The sequence below is a fragment of the Stenotrophomonas sp. Ste86 genome (genome assembly GCF_024519465.1).
In the GTDB taxonomy this organism is placed as follows: domain Bacteria; phylum Pseudomonadota; class Gammaproteobacteria; order Xanthomonadales; family Xanthomonadaceae; genus Stenotrophomonas.
In genome coordinates, this window is record NZ_JALJRW010000002.1 from 149,169 (window position 1) to 169,547 (window position 20,379).

Sequence of the window (20,379 nt, forward strand, 5' to 3'; positions counted from 1 at the left end):
GACTCCCGCGCTGGAACGTGAGCGAAGAGGCGGTGGCGCAATCGCAGACCGATCGGCCGGGGTTGCCCAACCTGTGAGAGGGTGGAGCAGCCGAGCATGGCTCGGCTCTACCGGGTGCGTTGACGCGGTGGCGATGCGGATCTGGCCGCAGCGCGCCCTGGTAGAGCCGGGCCATGCCCGGCTGCTTTGTCGGGTTACCAGCGCGCCTCCAGCGTGCGGAACGGCTGCTTCAACAGCACGCCATCGGCGTCGTAATCGCTCACCGTGCGTCCATCCACGCGCACGCTGGTCGGCCGCGTCCGCGACGGCCACCACACGCGCACCGCGGCATCCTTGCGCAGGCCCGGGCCGAGCGTGAGCCGCAAGGCCGCGTCCTGTTGTCGCGCCTGCAGCTGCAACGTGCCGTAGGCGGTGGGCAGGCGGTCGATGGCCAGGCCATCACCGGCCACCCATGACGGCGGCGTACCGGGCAGCAGCGACAGCGCATCATCGTCTTCGCGCATCAGCATCCCGAACAGCGTGCGACCGTACTCGGCACCAATCCAGGTGTGCGGCATGTCGCCGAGGTAGCGCGGGAAGCGCAGCCGCGAGTGCACCACTTCGGCCAATACCTGCCATTCCAGCGGACGGCGGTCGTGCAGCAGGCCCTGCAGCAGTTCGTCGGCGGCCTCGGGCTGGCCGAGGTGCACATAGCTGAGCACGTTGCGGATTTCGTACGGCGTGTAGGCGTACAACGCACCGGGCTGGCCGCGCTTGCGCACATCGTCCAGATACCGCGCGAAGGTGGTGCGCAGCGCGTCCGGCGGCAAGACATCCTGCGCGCCGGTCGGGTCCAGCGCGATCGACACGCCCGTGGGATCGCCGTCGCCCAGGTCGGCCGAGGACGGGATGAAGTCGATGCCCTTCCACGCCATCGTCGCGCGGATCGAGGCGGCGAGTGCATCGTGCAGCGCCGTGTACTGCGCACGCGCCCACGCGGCGGTGTCGTGATCACCCAGTGATTCGGCCAGCCACGCGCCGTCGTGCCAGCCCTTCAGTCCCCAGTAGTCGTCCCAGTAACTGTGCGTGGGCGAGGGGTAGCCCTCATGGCTGATCGACGGGGCGAGGATGCCGGCGAAGCGTTCCGGCGAAGGTTGGCTGGCCATGTAGCCGGGCACCAGCGTGCGCTCGCGCAGTTCCTGCAGGAAACGCAGTGCCGCCTTTACCTTGGGCAGGTAGGCGCGCACCGATTCGGGACCGCCGTCGAGCCGGGCGACATCGGCCACCAGCGTCACGTATTGGCCCTGGCTGTCGTACTCGATATCCGACCCGAAGCCGGTGTTGACGCTGCCATCGTCGTTGAGGATCGGCGAGACCAGCCCGTTGGCATGCACGCCGTGTTCGCTGTACCAGGCCAGGTAGTCGCGCGCGACCTGGGCTTCGCCCATGCGCAGCAGCACCGCCGAGGTGGCCATGCCGTCGCGGATGAAGGAGCGGTTGTAGTTGCGTGGTCCGGGCTGCATGGCCGGGCCGGTCTGGTTGATCAGCATGTAGGCGGCTTGTGCGCGCAGCATGTCCACCAGTGAGGGATCGGGCAGGCGCAGGCCGACCTGGCCCAGGCGTGCCTGCCAGTCGTTGGACGCGCGGGTGGCCAGGGCGTCGAAGGCGGCATCGGCGTCGCGCGGGGCATCGGCCAGGTCGAGCGCTTGCGCTTCGGGCAACGCACCATCGGGACCGGGCGCTGCGGTACCCAGCGGGAAGGCCACCACGACAGAACGGGTCTCTCCAGGTGCCAGCTGCACGCGGTAGCCCAGCGCGGCTGCGGCCAGGCCGCGGGTGTCGGTGGCCTGCTGCGCCGCGGGCACTGTGCCGCTGGCGATCGCTGCAGTGATCTCGCTGCTGCCATCGGGTCCAAACGGCGCCGCACCGGCCGCGTCCACCGCGCTCAGCGACTGCAGCAGGCGCCGGCCATTGACGCGCACGCTGCGGCCGTCGATGGCGATCTCGCGGATCGGTGACAGACCGCCGTTCTGCCACGGCGGGTTCATCTGCATCGGTCGCACCACCAGGGCCAGGGTGCCGTCCACCGGCGCGGTGCCGGTGTTGCGCAGGCGGTGGCGCAGGTAGGTGACCGGCTGGCCATCGCGTTCGATGGCGAACGTTTCGCTGCGCAGCTCAAGCCCGGGTTGCGGCGACCAGGTGGCCGACGGCATCGGCTTCCAGCCATCGCGCAGCGCATGCTGCACGGGGCGTTGCCCTGCACTGGCGGCGGTGCCGTCGGCGTTGCGCCAGATCGGCTGCACCAGGGGCGCGCCCTTGAACGCCTCGATGTTGCCGTACTCGTCGAAGATCGATTTCTGCCGGCCGCCGTGTATGCCCACCGCGGTCCAATAGGTCTGCTGCATGTGCAGCGAGGCCGGGAACAGGGCGCGTTGCGCGCCGCTGGCAGCGATCTGGTACTGCTTCATCGGCGTCATCACCGCCTTCGGGCCGAGCAGGCGGATGCGCGTCACCTGCGGTGCGTCGCCGGCCACGCTCAGGCGCAACGCCTTGGCGGTCACCGGCGCGTCGCCGGCCAGCCAGCTCTGCTGGCGGCTACCGGCCTGCGCATCGGTGGCCAATTCGCGCCAGGCACCGTGCGTGTCCTGCACCTGCAGCCGCGCCGCACCGTGCGCGCCGGCCCACTCCACCACCAGGCCGGTGGTGGCTTGCGGGCGGGGCAGGGCGATGTCGAACGCGTGGGTGTTGCTCTTCAGCAGCGGCACCGAGACCGCCCCGCCGCCCTGCCACAGCGCGGCGGCCTGCTGCGGGGTGAGCGCGGCCACGCGCGCGCTGGTGGTGCTGTCCAGGGGCTCCAGCTCGAAGATGGAAACACCCCAGTCGGAGGTGCGGTCCGGGCTGGCCAGGCGCAGGTACCGGGCCTGACGCGGGGCGAAGAACAGGGTTTCGATGCCGCCGAGCGAGTCGGTCATGGTGTAGGCGGGCTGCCACTGCTTGCCGTCCAGCGAGGTCTGCAGCGTGTAGCCCTCGGGGTTGGAGACATCCCAGGTAATCCGTGCACCGCTGACCGAGGCCGGTTTGCCCAAATCCACCTGGAACCAGTGGCCGGGGCTGAAGGCGCCGCCGGTGACGGTCTTCGGGTCGCCGTCGATGAGGTGGCTGACCGCCATGGCCGGCACCTGCTGGGAGGAGCTGCTGGCCTGCCATTGACTGCGTGGGGGCAGGTTCTGCGCCGAAGCAGTCACCGCCAGCAGCAAGGCGGGAAGGAGCAGGGCGCGCGCGCGTCCGTGTGCTGACGTGCGCGGGACCGTGCAGCGATTGGCAGGCAACCCCATCCAACTCTCCTCGGCAACCCTCGGTATGAGGTGAAGCCAACGCTAGCAGGGGATGTAATCGTTTACATGACGCGTCGCAATATCACGCTTTCGTAGCTTGGCCTGGCGGCAGCTCTCAGGCCTGGCCATAAACGCTCGCTCTCGGGAGTGCGACTGCGCAGGATGGGAGCGCATCGACCCTCTCATGCGGCATGGGAACCATCAGTCGCCTGCTGGAAGCGGATGGAATTCGCCTTCCTTGTGGCCGCACGCTTCATGCAGGTGCCGCCACGATCGCCACCGCAGTCAGTGGCGCGCAGGCTGACCCGGGCCTGCGACGTCTCGGAAGAACACCGTCTCCGGGTCGCCTGGATCCAGGTTGTCGATCTGCCCGCTGGCGATGAAGCCATTGCGCGCCAGCAGGGCGTGCATCGGCTCGTTGGATTGGTTGGTGGAGGTGAACAGGCGCGGTCGCTCGCAGCGTGACACCAGATGCTGCAGCAGGGCTTCACCCAGCCCCAGGCGGCGAAAGTCTTCGCCGACCATCAGCATCTCGATGAACCCGCTGTCGAAGAAATGATGGTGGAGCACGCCGTAGGCGGCAACACGCGCGTCGAGCAGCAACAGGTGGCAACTGCGTGCCGCCACCCACTGTTGAAGCAGTTCGGCGCGGCGAGGATCGTTTGCGGCCACGCTGTCGATGCCGATCAGCGCGGGCAGGTCGTCAGCGCGGGCGAGCCTGAAGTGGACGGTGTTTCCCAAGGGAAGGTCCGGGTGTGGCGGTGGGTCGAGCGTAGGCCAGTCGCGTGCCGGAAGCCACCCGGTGCAGGCGCTTGCATTTTCGTCCCGCGACGGCAGGATGCGTGCATGCCGACCTCGCCACTTACACTGCTGGATGACGACGGACTGATGCTGCCCGCCGCGTGGCGCAGCCTCTTGGCCGATACCCGTATCGAAGCATTTGCCATTGGCATGTCGCGCGCGGACGTGTTCCGCGTGCAGGACCGCGACGGCCCGGACCGGTTCCTGAAGACCGAGCAGGTCGATGAGGTCAGCGAACTCCACGAGGAGATCGCGCGACTGCGCTGGCTGCATGCCCAGGGCGTACCGGTCCCGGAGGTGCTCGATGCCGTCGAGGAAAACGGCCGCCGTTGGCTGTTGATGACCGCGCTGTCCGGTGCCGATCTGGCCTCGTCGCCCGCGCTGGCGCCGGCGCAGGTAGTGGTGCTCATGGCCGATGCGTTGAAGCAACTGCACGCCCTTCCGCTATCGGGTTGCCCGTTCGACCATCGGGTATCCCAGCGCGTTGCTGCAGCAAAGGCGAGACTGGCGGCAGGACGGGTGGACGCGGAGGATTTCGATGACGAGCGGCAGGGCCGATCGGCAGACCAGGTGTTTGTCGAACTGCTGGCCACGGCGCCGGCGCAGCCGCAGGCGGATCTGGTGGTCACCCACGGCGATGCGTGCCTGCCCAACCTGATCGCCAAGGACGGCCGTTTCAGCGGGTTCATCGATTGCGGGCGTGCCGGCGTGGCCGACCGTCACCAGGATCTGGCCCTGGCCGCGCGCAGCATCGCCGACGACCTGGGCGAGGCCTGGGTGCAGCCGTTCTTGGCGCACTATGGCGTCGCGCCCGACCCACAGCGGCTGGCGTTCTATCGGCTGCTGGACGAATTCTTCTGAGCGTCCCTGCTTGACGCATCGTCAAGCGCGGAACATCGCAACTTGACGTGCTGGCGGTTCACGCCCGCGCCGCCAGTCTCCACACTTCCCCGGTGCCAGCGCACATCCGCTGCTGGCCAAAGCGATCACTACCGGGGGACCACCATGATCAGCATTCCTGTTTCCGCCACCTCGCATGCACGCCTTCCCCAGGCCGCGCGCTGGCTGTGCATCCTTGGCTAAGCTGTCCTGGCCGTTGTGTTTTCCGTCTCGGCGCTCAGCGGCCACCGCCAGGCCGAAGCGATCCTCGCCGACGCGGTCAGCGTGCAGGTGCCGGTGCAGCTGGATGGCCGAGCCGGTGTTCGATGCGCTGGCCGGATGTGCGCGTCTGACGCCTGATCCGGCGGCCAATCGAATTGATCGCATCGTGGTAGCGGCTCGCGGCCGAGCAGCTGGACGGCAGTGGCGGACGTGGCGTACCGCTGGGGGCTCTGCTGGCCGACTTCGATGCGGCTAGGGGGGGGGGCGTCGATCCGGAGTCGCTGCGGCGGGCGCTGGCACGGTTGCCGCTGGCCTACGTCATCCGCCGCGAAGACGATGGCCTGCGTTACGCGTTCGCGGTGCCTTTGTTCGCGACCCGGTTCCAACGCGAAGCGGCGTGCACGCTGCAGCAGCGCGAGCCGCAGGGGCTGACGGCGGCGCTGACCTGGGAATCGTCCGAATCCCTGTCTGGACGCGTGTAGATCGCGTCGCAGCGTGACGCAATACGCTGCCAGTTCGCCTCGATTCTGCGATAGTGGACACATGTTCGTGCATCACGGCGGATTGATGCTGCATCCACAGGAATTGTCTTCTTCACAGATCGGCGCCGTGCTGGCGCAGGCGTGGGGCGTGCGCGCCACGTCGGTGGTGCAGCGTCCGGCCGGTGCCGATGCCGGGGCCACGGTTTACCAGATTGGCGCCGATGACGGCACGCGCTGGTGGTTGAAGTGCCGCCGCTACGCGGTGGACGAAGCGGTGTGGCAGGTGCTGCAGCATCTGCGCGCGTCGCTGGGCCTGAGTGAGGTAGCGGCACCGCAACCGACGCTGGACGGTGCGCCGGCCATACGCGCCGAAGGCCTGCAGTGGACCTTGTTCGCCTATGTCGAGGGCCAGTCCGGATTCGAGGCAGCGCTGTCGCAGCAGCAATGGCGGCGGTTGGGCGAGGTGCTGCGCCAGGTGCACGAGGTGCGTTTGCCGGAGGCCCTGGCCGCTGGACTGGCGCAGCCGGGCTTCGACGATGACACCGCCGTGGAGCGCGTGGGGGCCTGGTTGCGCCGTGGTGATGCGCGCTGGCCGCTGGCTGACGATCTGTCTGCACAGTACCTGCGTGCGTGGCGCCAGCACCGGCCGCGTATCGCCGAGGTCTGGCAGCGCTGCGTGGAACTGCGCGAACGGCTGGTCCGGCATCCGATCCGACGGGTGCTGTGTCACGGCGACCTGCACGCCGGCAACCTGCTGCTGCGCACCGATGGCGGCCTGTGCCTGATCGATTGGGACGAGATGATGCTGGCCCCGCGCGAGCGCGACCTGATGCTGGTCGGGGCTGCGGTTGGCGGGCGCTGGGGGCGCGAGGATCCCCCGTGTTTCCGCGAGGGCTACGGCGAAGTGGCCGTGGATGCGGCGCGCATCGCCTATTACCGGCACTGGCGGATCCTGCAGGACGTGCAGGAGTTCCATGACCTGCTGCTGGAGCCGGGTGCCGCCTCGCGCCCACCCACCCAGCGTCGCCAGGCGCTGCGCTACATGGACGAGCAGTTCGCCCCGGGCAACGTGGTCGACAGTGCCGCGCGCAGCTGGGCGGCGGCCCCGGCGTGACTTACTCGCCGGGCTTGGCACCGGCGCTGGCGGCCTGCGAGGCCGCGCGCCGCGACAGTACCGCTTCGCGGTGGGCGATGTAGGCGTTGGCGCCGAGGATGATGCCGGCGCCGATCACGGTCCAGCGGTCCAGCGTCTCGCCAAACAGCAGCCAGCCCAGCACGGCGACCAGCGGCAACTGCATGAAGCTGATCGGCGTCAGTGCCGACACCTCGCCCAGTCGCAGCGCCCGGGTCCACAGCAGCTGGCCGACGGTGCCGAACAGCCCGGTGGCGGCCAGCCACAGCCACGCCATGCCGGTCGGCCACACCCACACGAACACCGCCGGCAGCAGCGACAGCGGCACCCAGAACAGATAGGTGTAGAGCACCACCGCATCGGCGCTGTCCACGCGGGTGAGCTGCTTGATCTGGATGGCCACCAGCGAACTGAGCACGGCGGCCAGCACCGCCACCAGGGTGCCCGGGGTAAAGCTGGTCGAGCCCGGCCGCACGATGATCAGCACGCCGATGAAGCCGATGATGACCGCGGCCCAGCGGCGCGCGCGCACGGTCTCGCCCAGCCACAGCACCGCAGCGATGGTGACGAACAGCGGGGTGGAATAGGACAGCGAGATCGCCTGCGACATCGGCAGATGGCCGATCGCCCAGAACGCGCACAGCATCGACGCCAGGCCGATCGCGCTGCGCAGCAGGTAACGCGGCAACTGCTGGGTTCGCAGCGACCCGCGGCCCGGGCGCAGCAGCAGCGGCAGCAGCACCAGCAGGCCGAACGCGTTGCGGAAGAACGCCACTTCCTGGGTGGGTACGTGGGCGGTGGCGTAGCGGATCGCCACCGCCATCAAACCAAACGCCAGCGTGCTGCCCAGCATCAACAGTGCCGCACGCAAGGGAGTGGCAGAGGGCAGGGCGAGCGGTGGGGTCACCACTGCGCGCCGATCAGGCGGGGCTCCGGTTCGATCGGCACGCCGAATTTCTCCAGCACCGAGGCCGAGATCCGCCGCGCCAGGGCCAGCAGGTCCTCACCGCTGGCCGCGCCATGGTTGACCAGCACCAGCGCATGGTCCGGCGACACGCCGGCATCGCCCTCGCGGTAGCCCTTCCAGCCGCAGGCCTCGATCATCCATGCCGCCGACAGTTTGCGTCGGCTGTCCTCGGCGGCCGGATACACCGGCAGCTCGGGGAAGTGCTGCAGCAGTACCTCGACCTGTTCCAGCGGCAGCACCGGGTTCTTGAAGAAGCTGCCGGCATTGCCGAGCACATCCGGATCGGGCAGCTTGCGCCGGCGGATGTTGATCACCGCATTGGCCACATCGGTGGCGGCCGGCAGTTCCACGCCCATCGCCTGCATCTCTTCGCTGATCCCGGCGTAGCCCAGGCGCAACTCATGCAGCAGCGGCAGGCGCAGTTCGATCGCGCTGATCAGGTAGCGGTCCGGGGCATGCTTGAAGACGCTGTCGCGGTAGCCGAACTGGCAGGCCTCGGCATCCAGCCGTACCCATTCGCCGGCCTGGCGGTCCCAGGCTTCCACGGTCTGGATGAATTCTTCCACCTGCACGCCGTAGGCGCCGATGTTCTGGATCGGCGATGCGCCGGCGGTGCCGGGAATCAGCGCCAGGTTCTCCAGCCCGGACAGCCCGTTCTGCAGCGACCACATCACCAGCCCGTGCCAGTTCACCCCGGCCCCGGCGCGCACCACGGTGTGGTCGGCGCGGTGCTCCAGGATCTGGATGTCGGCGTTGGCGAACACCAGCACGGTGCCCTCCACATCGCCGGCCAGCAGCACGTTGCTGCCACTGCCCAGCACCAGCAGCGGGCGGTTGGCGACCTGCGGCAGCGCCAGCACCTCCGGCAGCAGCGCCGCGTCGTGCAGCTCGAGCAGCTGCGCGGCGCTTGCGTCGACGTGGAAGGTGTTGAGCGCCTTCAGCGAGGCGTTTTCGGTGAGGATCCAGGCGGGCATTGCGTTACTCATAGAGGGGCGACCGCGCCGCGGCTGGGGGCTTCGCGGCGGCGGCGGATGGCCTCCACGCAGTCCTGTACCAGGGCCGGGCCACGGAAAATCAGGCCGCTGTAGCACTGCACCAGCGCGGCACCGGCGGACATCTTGGCCACCGCGTCAGCGCCGGACTGGATGCCGCCGACGCCGATCAGCGGCATCGATTCGGGCAGGCGCGCGCGCAGGCGGCGCAGCACCAGGGTGGATTGGCCGAGCAGCGGCGCACCGGACAGGCCGCCAGCTTCCTGCGCCAGCCTGTCGCCGGCAACCGCACTGCGGTCGATGGTGGTGTTGGTGGCGATCACCCCGTCGACCTGCAGTTCGCTGAGCACGCGCGCGGCGGCATCGATGTCGCGGTCGCTCAGGTCCGGTGCCACCTTGACCAGCATCGGCACGCGTTTGCCATGTTGGGCGGCCAAGGATTCCTGGCTCTCGCGCAGCTGCGACACCAGCTGGCGCAGCGCGTTCTCTTCCTGCAACTCACGCAGGCCGGCGGTGTTGGGCGAGGAGATGTTGACGGTGATGTAGTCGGCCAGCGGATACACCTTCTGCAGGCAGTGCTGGTAGTCGTCGAACGCCTGCTCGTTGGGGGTGTCCTTGTTCTTGCCGATGTTGATCCCGAGCAGGCCGCTGCGGCGCTTGGCGCGCTCGACGTTGCGCACCAGTGCATCCACGCCGAGGTTGTTGAACCCCATGCGGTTGATGATGGCCTGGTGCGCCGGCAGCCGGAACAGCCGCGGCTTGGGATTGCCCACCTGCGGGCGCGGGGTGATCGTGCCGATCTCGACAAAACCGAAGCCCAGTGCCAGCAGCGCGTCGATGTGCTCACCGTTCTTGTCCAGCCCGGCCGCCAGCCCGACCGGGTTGGGAAACGTCAGGCCGAAGGCCTGGGTCGGCAACGGCGCGATGCGGCCGGCCAGCAGCGGCGTGGTGCCGGTGCGGTAGGCCAGCTCCAGGGCGCTCAGGCCCAGACCGTGGGCGCGCTCGGCGTCGAAGGTGAAGAGAAAGGGACGGGCAAGCGAGTACATGGCGTTCTATCAGTCCAGCGTGCCGACGAAGGCGCGGGTGTGGTATTCAAAAGCGACCTGGCCGTCCACGGCATGCGCGTCGAACAGTTGCTGCAGGGCCTCCAGCATCGGCGCATGGCGCGGATGCCCGGCCTGCGGGGCGTAGGAAGAGGACAGCAGCCGTCCACGCAGGCCATCCAGATCCATGCGCTGCACATTGGGGAAGCTGGCCATGCCGCGCAGGCCGGGGCCGAACCAGGCGCGCATCGCGTCGTCGTCCTGGTAGCGCTCGGCGACCTGGGTGTAATCGGTGCCGAACTCCAACAGCAGCTGCTCGTAGCCGATCAGGAACGGCGAGGCATCGAGCAGGCGCGAGTTCCAGAACACCAGCGCCATCCCGCCCGGGTGCAGGATGCGCGCCCATTCGGTACGCACCGCGTCGGTGTCGAACCAGTGGAAGGCCTGCGCGGCCGCCACCAGGCCGACGCTGTCATCGGCCAGCGTGGTCGCTTCGGCGGTGCCGTCGACCAGTTTCAGGCGCAGGTAATCCGGGGCCAGCCACTGCTCGGCGGCCGCGCGCATGGCCGCGTTGGGCTCCACCGCGATCACCGGGTGGCCGCTGGCCAGGAACAGGCGGGTGGAGATGCCGGTGCCGGCGCCGATGTCGGCGACCAGGGTTTCGGTGGCCACGCCGATGTCGTGATGCAGCCAGTCCAGCAGGGCCGGCGGGTAATCGGGACGGTAGCGGACGTAGTCGGCGACCCGGCTGCTGAAGCGTTCGGTCGAGTCCGATGCGCTCATGAAGACCTCACGATTGGGATGCGGCAAACAGGGCCAGTCCACCGAAGAACAACAGGAACCCGGCCACGACCAGCAGGCTGCCGATCACCGCCACCCAGCCCAGGATCAGGCCGGTAAGCGCCAGCCCGTCGCCTTCCAGCGCCTGTGGCTGACGGCGGATGTCCGCGCGCGCCATGTGCCCGGTGATGATCGCAACGACGCTGCCGATGAACGGCAATACCGTCCAGCCGACGATGCCCATGACCAGGCTGACGACCGCCAACGCGCTGGTTTGTCGAAGTGGCTGGTTCATCCGGTTCCTCCAAGGCAATGCGCCCATGATAGTGCCTGTGGCCGGTTTATCCCATCGACCGCAGGGTGCCGGCACCGCCTGCGCGGGTCAGTGCGAGCGAAGGCGCGCGGCGTCCAGCACCACCCCGCCCACCCACCGGCATCCTCCGTGATGGCGATGACATGCGTGGCGAAGCGGGGGTTCAGCCCATCAGGACCTGGCCGCCATCCACGTTCAAGGTGTGGCCGGTGATCCAGCCCGCCAGCGGCGAACACAGGAACAGCGCGGCGTTGGCGATCTCCTGCGGTTGCCCGAAGCGGCCGAACGGAATCTTCGCCAGGGTGCCGTGGTAGAGCGTGGGATCCTGCTCGCGGCGGCGTGCCCAGAGCCCATCCTCGAACTCGATCGAACCCGGGGCGATGGCATTGACGCGGATCCGCTGCGGCGCCAGTGCCAGCGCCTGCGAGGTGGTGTAGTGCATCAGCGCGGCCTTGGCCGCGGCATACGGCGCGGCACCCGGACGCGGCTGCTGGGCCGCGATCGAGGCCAGATTGAGAATGCACGCATCGCTGGATTGCTGCAGCCAGGGCAGGGCCAGTCGCGAGGCGCGCACCGCCGACATCAGGTCGACGCTGAGGCTGGCTTCCCAGCCGGCCTCGTCGTCGGCCATGCCATAGCCGGTGGCGTTGTTGACCAGAACATCGATGCCGCCCAGGGCAGCGGCCGCATCGGCCAGCCAGCGGCCGATGTCGTCCACTACCGCCAGATCTGCGGTCGCGGTATGCACGTCCAGGCCAAGCGCCTGGGCGTCACAGCGCAGCGCGGCAAGCCCCTGCTCACCGCGTGCGCATACCGAAACGCGGGCGCCCGCCGCAGCGAACGCCAGCGCCATGGAACGCCCGATGCCCTTGCTGCCACCGGCAATCAGTACCCGGCGCCCGGAAAAATCCAGGCGCGGGCCGGCAGCGGACTCGGACGCGCCCGCCATCACAGGTCGAACTTGATGCCCTGGGCCAGCGGCAGCGAGTCGGAGTAGTTGATGGTGTTGGTCTGGCGGCGCATGTACACCTTCCACGCATCCGAACCGGACTCGCGGCCACCGCCGGTATCCTTCTCGCCACCGAACGCGCCGCCGATTTCCGCACCGGACGTGCCGATGTTGACGTTGGCGATACCGCAGTCCGAACCGGCCGCCGACAGGAAGCGCTCGGCGGTCTTCAGGTTGGTGGTGAAGATCGACGAGGACAGGCCCTGCGGCACGCCGTTCTGCATGTCGATGGCTTCATCCAGCGTGCTGTACTTCATCACGTACAGGATCGGCGCGAAGGTTTCGTGCTGCACCACTTCGTCGCTGTTCTTCAGCCCGGTGACGATGGCCGGCAGCACGAAGTTGCCGGCGCGGTCGATGCGGGTGCCGCCGGTTTCCACGGTGCCGCCGCTGGCCTTGGCCTTCTCGATCGACGCCAGGAACTGCTGCACGGCGCCGTCGCTGTTGAGCGGGCCCATCAGGTTGGCCGGGTCGGTTGGATCGCCGATCTTGCCTTCCACCTGCTTGTACGCCTTGATCAGCGTGGCCAGCACGTCGTCATGGATGGATTCGTGCACGATCAACCGGCGCGTGGTGGTGCAGCGCTGGCCGGCGGTGCCGACCGCACCGAACACGATGCCCGGGATGGCCAGCTTCAGGTCGGCGGTTTCGTCCAGGATGATGGCGTTGTTGCCACCCAGTTCCAGCAGGCAACGGCCCAGGCGATGGGCGACCTTCTCGGCGACCTGGCGGCCCACCTGGGTCGACCCGGTGAAACTGATCAGCGGCACGCGCTTGTCGGCCACCATCTTCTGCGACAGCTCGGTGCCGGCATCGTTGATGAGGAAGAACAGGTCCGGGAAGCCGCCATCGCGCAGCGCTTCATTGCAGATGCGCATCGAGGCGATGGCGGTCAGCGGGGTCTTGTTGGACGGCTTCCACAGGCAGATGTCGCCGCAGATCGTGGCCAGGAACGAATTCCACGCCCACACCGCGACCGGGAAGTTGAACGCACTGATGATGCCGACCAGGCCCAGCGGCTGGTACTGCTCGTACATGCGGTGGCCCGGCCGCTCCGAATGCATGGTGTAGCCATACAGCATGCGGCTCTGGCCCACGGCGAAGTCGGCGATGTCGATCATCTCCTGCACTTCGCCGTCACCCTCGGGCTTGCTCTTGCCCATTTCCAGGGCGACCAGCGAACCCAGCGCATCCTTGTTGGCGCGCAGCGCTTCGCCGCACAGGCGCACGGCTTCGCCACGGCGCGGGGCCGGGGTGGTGCGCCACACTTTGAAGGCTTCCTGGGCGCGCGCGATGATGGTTTCGTAATCGGCGTCGGTGGTGGCGTGCACGGTGGCGATCGCTTCACCGGTGGTCGGGTTGATCGGGGTAATCACACCGGCACTGGTGGCGGTGGACCACTCGCCGTTGCCCAGATAGGTGCCAGCGTTGGTCGCGTCCAGGCCAAGGGCCTTGAGCAGCTCAGAGGACATGCAAACTCCTGTTGCGTATCAAAAAAGGGTGCAGCCGCTGGCAGGGTGGGGGGGCGGCATGCAGAACGCCGATTCTACCCGGTCGCCGCAGGCGATGCCCGGCTGCACCTGGCGCGTACACGGTCGCCCTAAACAGGTAGAGCCGGGCCATGCCCGGCTGCTCTCGGCGTGCAACCCGCTAGAATGTCCACCATTGTTCGCCCCCAGGAATCTGAATGAACGTTACCGTTGCGGAAGGTGTGGTTGTCGGCAATCGTCTGCCGTTCGTGCTGTTTGGCGGCCTCAACGTGCTCGAAGACCTCGATTCGACCCTGCACGCGGCCGAACACTTCAGCACGGTGACCGCCAAGCTCGGCATCCCGTATGTGTTCAAGGCCTCGTTCGACAAGGCCAACCGTTCCTCGATCGCCTCCTATCGCGGCGTCGGCCTGGACGAAGGCCTGCGCATCTTCGAAGAAGTGAAGCGTCGTTTCGGCGTGCCGGTGATCACCGACGTGCACGAAGTGGCGCAGGCCGCCCCGGTGGCCGAGGTGGTCGACGTGCTGCAGCTTCCGGCGTTCCTGGCCCGCCAGACCGACCTGGTCGAGGCGATCGCGCGCACCGGGCGCACGGTCAACGTCAAGAAGCCGCAGTTCCTCAGCCCCACGCAGATGAAGCACATCGCGGCCAAGATCCGCGAAGCGGGCAACGAGAACATCATCCTGTGCGAGCGCGGTGCGCAGTTCGGTTACGACAACCTGGTCGTGGACATGCTGGGCTTCCGCGAGATGACCGAATCCACCGGCGGCCTGCCGGTGATCTTCGATGTCACTCACAGCCTGCAGCGTCGTGACGCCGGCAGCGACGCCTCCGGTGGCCGCCGTCGCCAGGTGGCCGAATTGGCGCGCTCGGGCATGGCGCTCGGCCTGGCCGGCCTGTTCCTGGAAGCCCACCGCGACCCGGACCACGCCCGTTGCGACGGCCCCAGCGCACTGCCGCTGGCCGCACTGGAACCGTTCCTGGTGCAGATGAAGGCGCTGGACGAACTGGTCAAGGGCTTCCCGGAACTGGATATCCGCTGATCCGGCCCACCCACGCGCTGCGGCGGCGGCCTTGGTCCCGTCGCTGAATGTGGGTATCCTTCACGGCTGTACCTGCGTCGCGGGTGCGGCATATGGCCCCGTAGCTCAGCTGGATAGAGCGTCCCCCTCCTAAGGGGAAGGTCGCCCGTTCGAATCGGGCCGGGGTCACCAGAATCAATGGTTTAGGTCTTGTTCGGTTCGGGCTGACTGCCGTATCTCGGCGCCGATTTGGGCATGCAGTGCTGAGCGGGGCTCTGTAACTCGGGGCGGGCATTGCCGTAGCAGTGCAGCAGTACGTGGGAGGGCGGCCGGGCCGCACCGTTGTGCTCCGTCGAGGAATGAACTTCGGCTGGCGTATGTCCTACGCAACGTGGGACGTGCTCGGAGGCTCACCGGTAGCGCTCCTGTCTGAAGTGCCACCTGCGGGCCGCTTGCGCGTTGGCGGACCATTTGGGCCAGAGCCCAAGCCAGCCCAACGTGGGCGCGATGGCCATTCGAGAAGAGATCGAACCGCGCGCAGGCAGCGAGTCCTACAACCCGACCCCAATAGCGGTGGTACGCATTTCAGGTATTTCGTTCGGTGTTCTGCTGCTTGAGCGTCGCGATTCTTCCTAGTTCTCGGCGTGCTTGGAACATCGACAGGTACTGCATAGCAATCTCACCGGCGGCGGTCGCCCCGATTAGTGTTGCCACGGTCAGGGGGAGGGTATAGGTCGCCAGCAACTGGAATTTTATCGTCTGGTAGAGGCCAACGATCACAAGCACAAGAATAGAAAATAGCAGGGCAGACATCACCAACGCGCGCTTGCGCGCCACTGGTTCCCCTCTGACTCCTGTGAGCTGATAGAGCCTGCGTATATCGACGGCGTATCGCCGAATCTCGGAGGTCTGGCCGGTCACCAGGGCGGCTGCTTCATGCGCAAAAGCGCCAAACGCGAAGCCGATGAAGTACCCGGAGATTGCGTGCGTTTCTCGCAGTGACAGTGCTTCCCAGGCGAAAACGATCGCGAGAAACGCGAAGTAAAGGGCAAGCCAAAGCAAGATCGCGAGAAGCGTGTGAGCAGATTTCTGCACGGTGCTTATGCGCACTCTTTGTATCAACGTCATGCCGTTCCCTACTGCGCTCGTACGCTGAACAATGAGGGGCCAACCCCTTCTTCTTCAGGCCTATCGGCAAGCAACAATGAAACTTTATGGGTAACGTACTTAAGCTCAAACACACCCAGCCTTCCGTCGCCATCGCCGCGGCCGAGCCCATCAAGATGAACTGCGTTCGGCCGGTGGGCTTCTTTGACGGCAAGGTTTCGCACTCCGGCAAGTCCACCCTTCAATTCGGGTAACTCAGCGGCTGGAAGCCTGTTGGAAACCACTGTCGTTCGTGTTATTCAGGCACTTGGGCTCACGGAAGACACGTGCCGAAATGAACTTGCCGATCAAAGTGGCAATCATCGCCATCTCGCTTTGTAGCAGCAGTGTCGCGATGGCCGATGCTTCTCTACAGGCCGAGATTGTCCCAGCCAAGGGTGGGCTCAGCGAAACGTCAATCGCACTCAAACTTGTGAATTTCGGAGACCAAGGTGCCGTGGTCGACAAGTCCTCTCTGCCTACCGCAAATGGTCGGGGAATGCTGTTGGACGATCCTCTCATCGTGAAGCAACAGGATGGGCGCGAAGTTGAATTCTTCGGGATAACGAGGGATGCGCTGCCCGAGGCGCCTAGCTTCTTGTCCATTCCTGCGGGAAGCACTTTTAGCGTGGATATTGAGCTTGCGAAGAGTTATCGCCTGTCGCCGGGGTTGAGCTACAAAGTTGGCTTGCGAGCCCCGATCTCCTATCGCAGTGGCGAGAAGACCAGTGGGGCCGCAGGGTCGCCGCAGCAGCAAGTGGGCAAGTGGAAAAGTGCGTATCCCCCTGCTCGTACGATTGTTGTGCCAGTCACCAACAAGACAATTGGAATGGCTCTTGTAGCTGAAATTCTGGATCCCCGGCCGATCACATCTAGGAATCCTTGAAGGTGGACACTTTTGTCCATGAGTTCACCCACTTTGCTGATAGCAAAGGACGTGCGCTGCTGGCGTGCGCAATTGTGGGGCTCCGGAAATGGCGCTTTTGGCACGCCGTTGGCACAGATGGGGCCGAATGCCTTGCCGCATATGGGCGGCTCGCTCTCCTAATGGAACGGTCGCCCGTCCGAATCGGGCCGGGGTCACCAGCATTACCGCGCCGGGCTTTCGCCTCTCGTGAGCCCCAGGATGCACTGCAGCAGCGCGTGCCGTTTCGCCGCATCGTTGTCGTCCTGCCAACAGCCCAGCATCTGCAGCCAGAACCCGTCCGCCGCCAGGCGCGCGGCGCGGAGATGGGGATCGGCGCGTTCGGCGGGAAATTCCTCCAGGCGCGCCGCAAGCCAGTTTCGCCAGAGGTCGGCGAACGCCGGTTCCACCAGCGCGGTGAGTGAGAACTTCACCCAACTGCGATCTTCCGTCTGCATCGCATCGAACGTTGCGGTGACATAGGCGCGTGTGAACCTGCCGTGGGCCAGCGTGTCGCGCGCGAGGATCGCATCGAGTTCGTCGCCGAAGCGCAGCAGACCGTCGGCGTAAGCCGCTTCCAGCAACTGCTGGCGATTGGCGAAGTGATGGAAGAGGGCGCCTTTGCTGACCCCGGCACGCTCGGCCACACCGAGCACGGTCACCCCGCCCAGGCCACGCTGCGCCGCTTCCTGCGCCACTGCGTCGAGCAGGGCCGCGCGAACCCGCGCGGGCTGCTTGCGCCGTTTGAGTGCTTCCATCAGTGCGCCGCCGCTTTGGAGAACGCGTTGATCACGACCACCCCGCCCACGATCATCGCTACGCCCACGATCGCTTGCCAGTCCAGGGTCTGCTTGAACACCGTGACGCTGATGATCAGGGTGAGGACGATGCCTAGCCCGCCCCAGATGGCATAGGCGATGCCGAGCGGCAAGGTCTTCAGGGCATGGCTCAGCAGGTAGAACGACAGCCCGTAACAGAGCGCCATCGCAACCGTAGGGGCCAGCCGGGTGAACTGCGCTGTCTTCTGCAGCAGCAGGGTGCCGGTGACCTCGGAGACGATGGCGCCGGTCAGGAACAGATATGCCGTGATGAGAGGGGTCATGCCAAACAATCTTCACGATACCGACCGGGCGGTATGTTAAAGGGGGTGGCGCTGAACGGGGCCTGTCTGAAGCGGCTTAGGGCGCGCCAGCTGGCGCGTGCGGGTCAGCGCGCTTGAGGCGCGTGGTCGGGTGGGTGGATACGCGGTGACGTCACGCCGCCGGGAAACCGCTCGATGAATGCGGCAAAGCGCGCGCCTGATATCGCCTGCCGGGTGCGACACGCCGGGCAGTCCAGCACGGCACCGCCGCCGGCGATGTTCACCAGCCAAGGCGCGGTTACCTCCATCGTGTGATGACAGGTCAGGCACTCCGCACGCACGCTGAGGATGGCGTTGACCGTTGTCTGCGTGGAGCCGGCCGGCACGCCGACGACAGCCAGCAGGTAGAACAGACCTGTATCCGGCACGATCCTTCCCCCCCAACGAAATGGCGCGGAAGTCATGCCTTGCCGCGACCGAAAACGCGCCCGGCGGCAGCGCACACGAAAGGTCTTTCCACGTGCGTTGGATCCTAGACCTGCGCTTGTTAGCACACTGCATGTGAGGCGCAGCAGGCGCTCCCTAGGCCATGGGAAGCAGAAGTCCGTCGAAGCGTGCGTTGCTGATCGCCTGGCGTGCTTTGCAGCCGGGGCAGGTAATGGCGACGCCCCCCGGGATGATCTGCAGGCCCTGGCGGGCGATGGCGGTGAAGTGACGTTTACATGCAACACAGGCCGCGGCCACGGCGGTAATGGCCGCTCCGCCAGCGGCAGGTGCCATCCCTGGCCCGTGGACTTCAATCAACTCGAAGATGCCGGTGCATGTCATGGGGCGCGAGATCCGTGGGTGCCAGTGGCACCAGTAAGTAGCGGCCGAGGCGGCAGGAACCTGAGGCGGACAGGGATGCGGGCCGGCGGCGCTGCAGCGGCGTGGAATACCATGGGGCGTGCCTCGTCTGGATGGATGCACCACCCTAGGCCCGCGTTCGTTACTTGAGCGCGGGTTCGTGTGAGGCCGGCCTGGACATCCGTCGCTGTGGTCACACCCGCAACGCATCGGGTTGCCGCTGTTTACCGTCGCCCGCCGCGCCTTATGTATCCGGAAGGTATGTGCGTGCACGTACGGTGAGGTCCATGTGCAACGACACAGCCGTTCATCTGACGTCGTGCGAATTCTCGTGCCGGTAACCTGCGGAGGGCCATGGTGGATTTTCACCAGGAGTACTCGTATGCAGACGTCATGGCTGTCCCGAATAGAGCGTTGGGCCGACGAACCCGGTTTTCGCACCCAGACGCTGGACGATGCAAGTGCGGCGTTGCGCGAGCTTCTTCCCGGGTTTCCCGCCCCGGGTGACCAGCCACGGGAAATCTGTGTCAACGGCTACCGTTGGTTCCATGGCGAGATGGAGGCGGTGGCTGACGCCATCCATCGCGCGTCGGCCGCACGCCGTAGCCGCCACTCTGGAAGGGGCGGATTGGAATGTCGATCGCAACGCCGCCGGGTTGTGGGCCATCCCCGGCTCCAGCCGCGTGCAGGCGCGCGATACGCGCCGTAATGGCTGGGTCGCCCCTGCCGTCGGCGGTATCGGCATGCGCCCTGTCACGGAACCGGCAGCGACGCGTCCAGGTGCCGGGTGAAGAACCGGGCCATCACTCGATACGCCTGCTGGCTTTCCGGGAGTTTGGCATCCAGGTGGAAGGCATGCCCCAGCCCGTCCCACACGTGCAGATCGGATTCGCGCCCCAGGTCGACCAACCGTCCGTGCATGTAGGAGACGTTGCTCAGTTCGGCGGCGCGGGTGGCGGTGATGAACAGCGTAGGTGGGAACCGGGCCAACAGTTCCTCGGAGAACACCGGCGACACCAGCGGATCGCGGAAATCCACATCGCCGTAGTACAGGTCTTCCATGATCGGCAGCGACCCATCGGAATGCGGTAGCAGGGCATCGTTGATCGCGGCCATCACATAGCGGGAATCACCGCCATAGCGTGCATCGCCGCCAGCGCAGAACAGGCCGGCCGCGCCCGGCATCGGGAGCTTCTCCTTGTCGAACCACGCCAGCGATTCGCCGGTGAGGACGCCGCCGGCGGAGCAGCCGAAAATGCCTATATGGTTGGCCGGCATGCGCTCGAGTGCGGCGCGGTAGACAGCGGCGACATCTTCGCTGGCCGCAGGGAATTTGTGCTCCGGGCCCTGTCGATACTCCACCGCGATGACCGTCGCGCCTGTCATCGCGGCCACCGGGATCGCTTCGAGCAGGCCAAGACTGTCGGCGCGCCCGAACACAAACGCACCGCCGTGGAGTTCGATCAGCAGGCGTTGCGCGGCCGGATCGGTTGGCGCACTGCGGGGCTGCACGCGAACCACCGGGACGCCGTTCCAGGTTTCGTTGTGCAGCTCCACCGGGTAGCGCTTGCGCAGCGCGGCGATCTCGCCGTACGCCCACTGATCGGCGCCCTTGCGGATGTGGTCGAGCTGCGCGAGTACGGCCGCGTTGTCCAGTTTTGCGGTGGGGTCGCCATGGATGACGGCGCTGCGCACGCTGGCCCGCGCCTCCGGGCTGAGATAAGGAGAAAGGGGCAGGGCAAAGCTGGGAACCTGGCGCACGCCTTCATCCACCGCGCGGTCCACCGCCGCTGCGGGCATGCTCATTGCCAGGCCGATGGCAACGGCCAACCCAAGGCATGACTTCCTGATCCACGTGCGCATCAAACCGTCCTTGTCGTCGAGAGGCGCACAGCATACCCTCGGGTACGGCGCGCCGTCGCGCCATTCTCGCGCCCTTGATTCGGGCCCGTCTAG

General features: G+C 66.9%; 20 protein-coding genes and 1 tRNA gene. 6 read left to right on the forward strand and 15 right to left on the reverse strand.

The genetic code is table 11. The annotated features are described in order from the left end of the window. Positions 1–194 precede the first annotated feature (194 nt). Entirely contained in the window at positions 195–3,314 is a 3,120-nt protein-coding gene (locus tag NR101_RS02935; RefSeq protein WP_256773936.1) for a discoidin domain-containing protein, read from the reverse strand. Positions 3,315–3,599: 285 nt separating this feature from the next. Continuing rightward, entirely contained in the window at positions 3,600–4,055 is a 456-nt protein-coding gene (locus NR101_RS02940) for a GNAT family N-acetyltransferase (protein ID WP_256773935.1), read from the reverse strand. Positions 4,056–4,181: 126 nt separating this feature from the next. Here NR101_RS02940 and NR101_RS02945 point away from each other — a divergent pair, with 126 nt between their 5' ends. The 3 genes from NR101_RS02945 (at position 4,182) to NR101_RS02955 (ending at position 6,812) form a co-directional block, all read left to right on the forward strand. Continuing rightward, the gene (locus tag NR101_RS02945; protein WP_256774143.1) at positions 4,182–4,976 is read left to right on the forward strand and encodes an APH(3')-II family aminoglycoside O-phosphotransferase; all 795 of its coding nucleotides are present in this window, start codon (positions 4,182–4,184) and stop codon (positions 4,974–4,976) included. Between the two features lie 542 nt (positions 4,977–5,518). Beyond that, complete coding sequence (locus tag NR101_RS02950; RefSeq protein WP_256773934.1) at positions 5,519–5,698, forward strand: hypothetical protein; 180 nt, start codon at positions 5,519–5,521, stop codon at positions 5,696–5,698. 61 nt (positions 5,699–5,759) lie between these two features. Next, positions 5,760–6,812 carry an aminoglycoside phosphotransferase family protein gene (locus NR101_RS02955; protein WP_256773933.1) on the forward strand — a complete coding sequence of 351 codons (1,053 nt, stop codon included), beginning with the start codon at positions 5,760–5,762 and terminating at the stop codon, positions 6,810–6,812. Position 6,813: 1 nt separating this feature from the next. Here NR101_RS02955 and NR101_RS02960 read toward each other — a convergent pair whose 3' ends face one another. The 7 genes from NR101_RS02960 to NR101_RS02990 form a co-directional block, all read right to left on the reverse strand. Beyond that, the gene (locus NR101_RS02960; RefSeq protein WP_256774142.1) at positions 6,814–7,701 is read right to left on the reverse strand and encodes a DMT family transporter; all 888 of its coding nucleotides are present in this window, start codon (positions 7,699–7,701) and stop codon (positions 6,814–6,816) included. A 32-nt stretch (positions 7,702–7,733) separates the two neighbouring features. Next, positions 7,734–8,783 (reverse strand): UDP-N-acetylmuramate dehydrogenase, encoded by a 1,050-nt coding sequence (murB, locus tag NR101_RS02965; RefSeq protein WP_256773932.1) that lies wholly within the window; start codon positions 8,781–8,783, stop codon positions 7,734–7,736. Further along, positions 8,780–9,835 (reverse strand): quinone-dependent dihydroorotate dehydrogenase, encoded by a 1,056-nt coding sequence (locus tag NR101_RS02970; protein ID WP_256773931.1) that lies wholly within the window; start codon positions 9,833–9,835, stop codon positions 8,780–8,782. The genes murB and NR101_RS02970 overlap by 4 nt, the downstream gene beginning before the upstream one ends. 9 nt (positions 9,836–9,844) lie before the next feature. Then, a complete protein-coding gene (locus NR101_RS02975) occupies positions 9,845–10,615 on the reverse strand; it encodes a class I SAM-dependent methyltransferase (RefSeq protein ID WP_256773930.1) in 771 nt (256 codons plus the stop codon). Between the two features lie 7 nt (positions 10,616–10,622). After that, positions 10,623–10,907 (reverse strand): DUF4190 domain-containing protein, encoded by a 285-nt coding sequence (locus NR101_RS02980; RefSeq protein ID WP_256773929.1) that lies wholly within the window; start codon positions 10,905–10,907, stop codon positions 10,623–10,625. A gap of 181 nt (positions 10,908–11,088) precedes the next feature. Further along, on the reverse strand, positions 11,089–11,874 hold the full coding sequence (locus tag NR101_RS02985) for an SDR family oxidoreductase (protein ID WP_256773928.1): 786 nt from the start codon (positions 11,872–11,874) through the stop codon (positions 11,089–11,091). Next, the gene (locus NR101_RS02990; protein ID WP_256773927.1) at positions 11,874–13,406 is read right to left on the reverse strand and encodes an aldehyde dehydrogenase family protein; all 1,533 of its coding nucleotides are present in this window, start codon (positions 13,404–13,406) and stop codon (positions 11,874–11,876) included. The genes NR101_RS02985 and NR101_RS02990 overlap by 1 nt, the downstream gene beginning before the upstream one ends. A 215-nt stretch (positions 13,407–13,621) precedes the next feature. On the opposite strand from NR101_RS02990, the gene kdsA reads away from it, so the two are divergent. Both kdsA and NR101_RS03000 read left to right on the forward strand, forming a co-directional pair. Next, the gene (gene kdsA, locus NR101_RS02995; protein WP_256773926.1) at positions 13,622–14,467 is read left to right on the forward strand and encodes a 3-deoxy-8-phosphooctulonate synthase; all 846 of its coding nucleotides are present in this window, start codon (positions 13,622–13,624) and stop codon (positions 14,465–14,467) included. Positions 14,468–14,561: 94 nt separating this feature from the next. Next, positions 14,562–14,638: transfer RNA gene (locus NR101_RS03000), tRNA-Arg, on the forward strand. A 393-nt stretch (positions 14,639–15,031) separates the two neighbouring features. On the opposite strand, the gene NR101_RS03005 is transcribed toward NR101_RS03000, so the two are convergent. Continuing rightward, the gene (locus NR101_RS03005; protein ID WP_256773925.1) at positions 15,032–15,574 is read right to left on the reverse strand and encodes a hypothetical protein; all 543 of its coding nucleotides are present in this window, start codon (positions 15,572–15,574) and stop codon (positions 15,032–15,034) included. Positions 15,575–15,887: 313 nt separating this feature from the next. On the opposite strand from NR101_RS03005, the gene NR101_RS03010 reads away from it, so the two are divergent. Continuing rightward, complete coding sequence (locus NR101_RS03010; protein WP_256773924.1) at positions 15,888–16,478, forward strand: hypothetical protein; 591 nt, start codon at positions 15,888–15,890, stop codon at positions 16,476–16,478. 203 nt (positions 16,479–16,681) lie between these two features. Here the strand turns inward: NR101_RS03010 and NR101_RS03015 are convergent, their stop codons facing one another. The 5 genes from NR101_RS03015 to NR101_RS03035 form a co-directional block, all read right to left on the reverse strand. Then, a complete protein-coding gene (locus NR101_RS03015) occupies positions 16,682–17,254 on the reverse strand; it encodes a TetR family transcriptional regulator (RefSeq protein ID WP_256773923.1) in 573 nt (190 codons plus the stop codon). Then, complete coding sequence (locus tag NR101_RS03020; RefSeq protein WP_306175361.1) at positions 17,254–17,598, reverse strand: multidrug efflux SMR transporter; 345 nt, start codon at positions 17,596–17,598, stop codon at positions 17,254–17,256. Before NR101_RS03020 ends, NR101_RS03015 begins: the two co-directional genes overlap by 1 nt. Positions 17,599–17,702: 104 nt before the next feature. Then, positions 17,703–18,041 (reverse strand): hypothetical protein, encoded by a 339-nt coding sequence (locus NR101_RS03025; RefSeq protein WP_256773922.1) that lies wholly within the window; start codon positions 18,039–18,041, stop codon positions 17,703–17,705. 118 nt (positions 18,042–18,159) lie between these two features. Next, complete coding sequence (locus tag NR101_RS03030) at positions 18,160–18,405, reverse strand: hypothetical protein (protein ID WP_256773921.1); 246 nt, start codon at positions 18,403–18,405, stop codon at positions 18,160–18,162. A 771-nt stretch (positions 18,406–19,176) separates the two neighbouring features. Continuing rightward, positions 19,177–20,229: an alpha/beta hydrolase fold domain-containing protein gene (locus NR101_RS03035; protein ID WP_256774140.1), complete on the reverse strand. Its 1,053-nt coding sequence runs from the start codon at positions 20,227–20,229 to the stop codon at positions 19,177–19,179. Positions 20,230–20,379 lie beyond the last annotated feature (150 nt).

Excerpts from the sequence above, each read along its gene's own strand:
- NR101_RS02935 (WP_256773936.1), bottom strand. The coding sequence starts at position 3,314 with ATGGGGTTGCCTGCCAATCGCTGCACGGTCCCGCGCACGTCAGCACAC.
- NR101_RS02955 (WP_256773933.1), top strand. The coding sequence starts at position 5,760 with ATGTTCGTGCATCACGGCGGATTGATGCTGCATCCACAGGAATTGTCT.
- murB (WP_256773932.1), bottom strand. The coding sequence starts at position 8,783 with ATGAGTAACGCAATGCCCGCCTGGATCCTCACCGAAAACGCCTCGCTG.
- NR101_RS02970 (WP_256773931.1), bottom strand. The coding sequence starts at position 9,835 with ATGTACTCGCTTGCCCGTCCCTTTCTCTTCACCTTCGACGCCGAGCGC.
- NR101_RS02975 (WP_256773930.1), bottom strand. The coding sequence starts at position 10,615 with ATGAGCGCATCGGACTCGACCGAACGCTTCAGCAGCCGGGTCGCCGAC.
- NR101_RS02980 (WP_256773929.1), bottom strand. The coding sequence starts at position 10,907 with ATGAACCAGCCACTTCGACAAACCAGCGCGTTGGCGGTCGTCAGCCTG.
- NR101_RS02985 (WP_256773928.1), bottom strand. The coding sequence starts at position 11,874 with ATGGCGGGCGCGTCCGAGTCCGCTGCCGGCCCGCGCCTGGATTTTTCC.
- NR101_RS02990 (WP_256773927.1), bottom strand. The coding sequence starts at position 13,406 with ATGTCCTCTGAGCTGCTCAAGGCCCTTGGCCTGGACGCGACCAACGCT.
- kdsA (WP_256773926.1), top strand. The coding sequence starts at position 13,622 with ATGAACGTTACCGTTGCGGAAGGTGTGGTTGTCGGCAATCGTCTGCCG.
- NR101_RS03005 (WP_256773925.1), bottom strand. The coding sequence starts at position 15,574 with ATGACGTTGATACAAAGAGTGCGCATAAGCACCGTGCAGAAATCTGCT.
- NR101_RS03010 (WP_256773924.1), top strand. The coding sequence starts at position 15,888 with ATGAACTTGCCGATCAAAGTGGCAATCATCGCCATCTCGCTTTGTAGC.
- NR101_RS03015 (WP_256773923.1), bottom strand. The coding sequence starts at position 17,254 with ATGGAAGCACTCAAACGGCGCAAGCAGCCCGCGCGGGTTCGCGCGGCC.
- NR101_RS03020 (WP_306175361.1), bottom strand. The coding sequence starts at position 17,598 with ATGACCCCTCTCATCACGGCATATCTGTTCCTGACCGGCGCCATCGTC.
- NR101_RS03025 (WP_256773922.1), bottom strand. The coding sequence starts at position 18,041 with ATGACTTCCGCGCCATTTCGTTGGGGGGGAAGGATCGTGCCGGATACA.
- NR101_RS03030 (WP_256773921.1), bottom strand. The coding sequence starts at position 18,405 with ATGACATGCACCGGCATCTTCGAGTTGATTGAAGTCCACGGGCCAGGG.
- NR101_RS03035 (WP_256774140.1), bottom strand. The coding sequence starts at position 20,229 with ATGAGCATGCCCGCAGCGGCGGTGGACCGCGCGGTGGATGAAGGCGTG.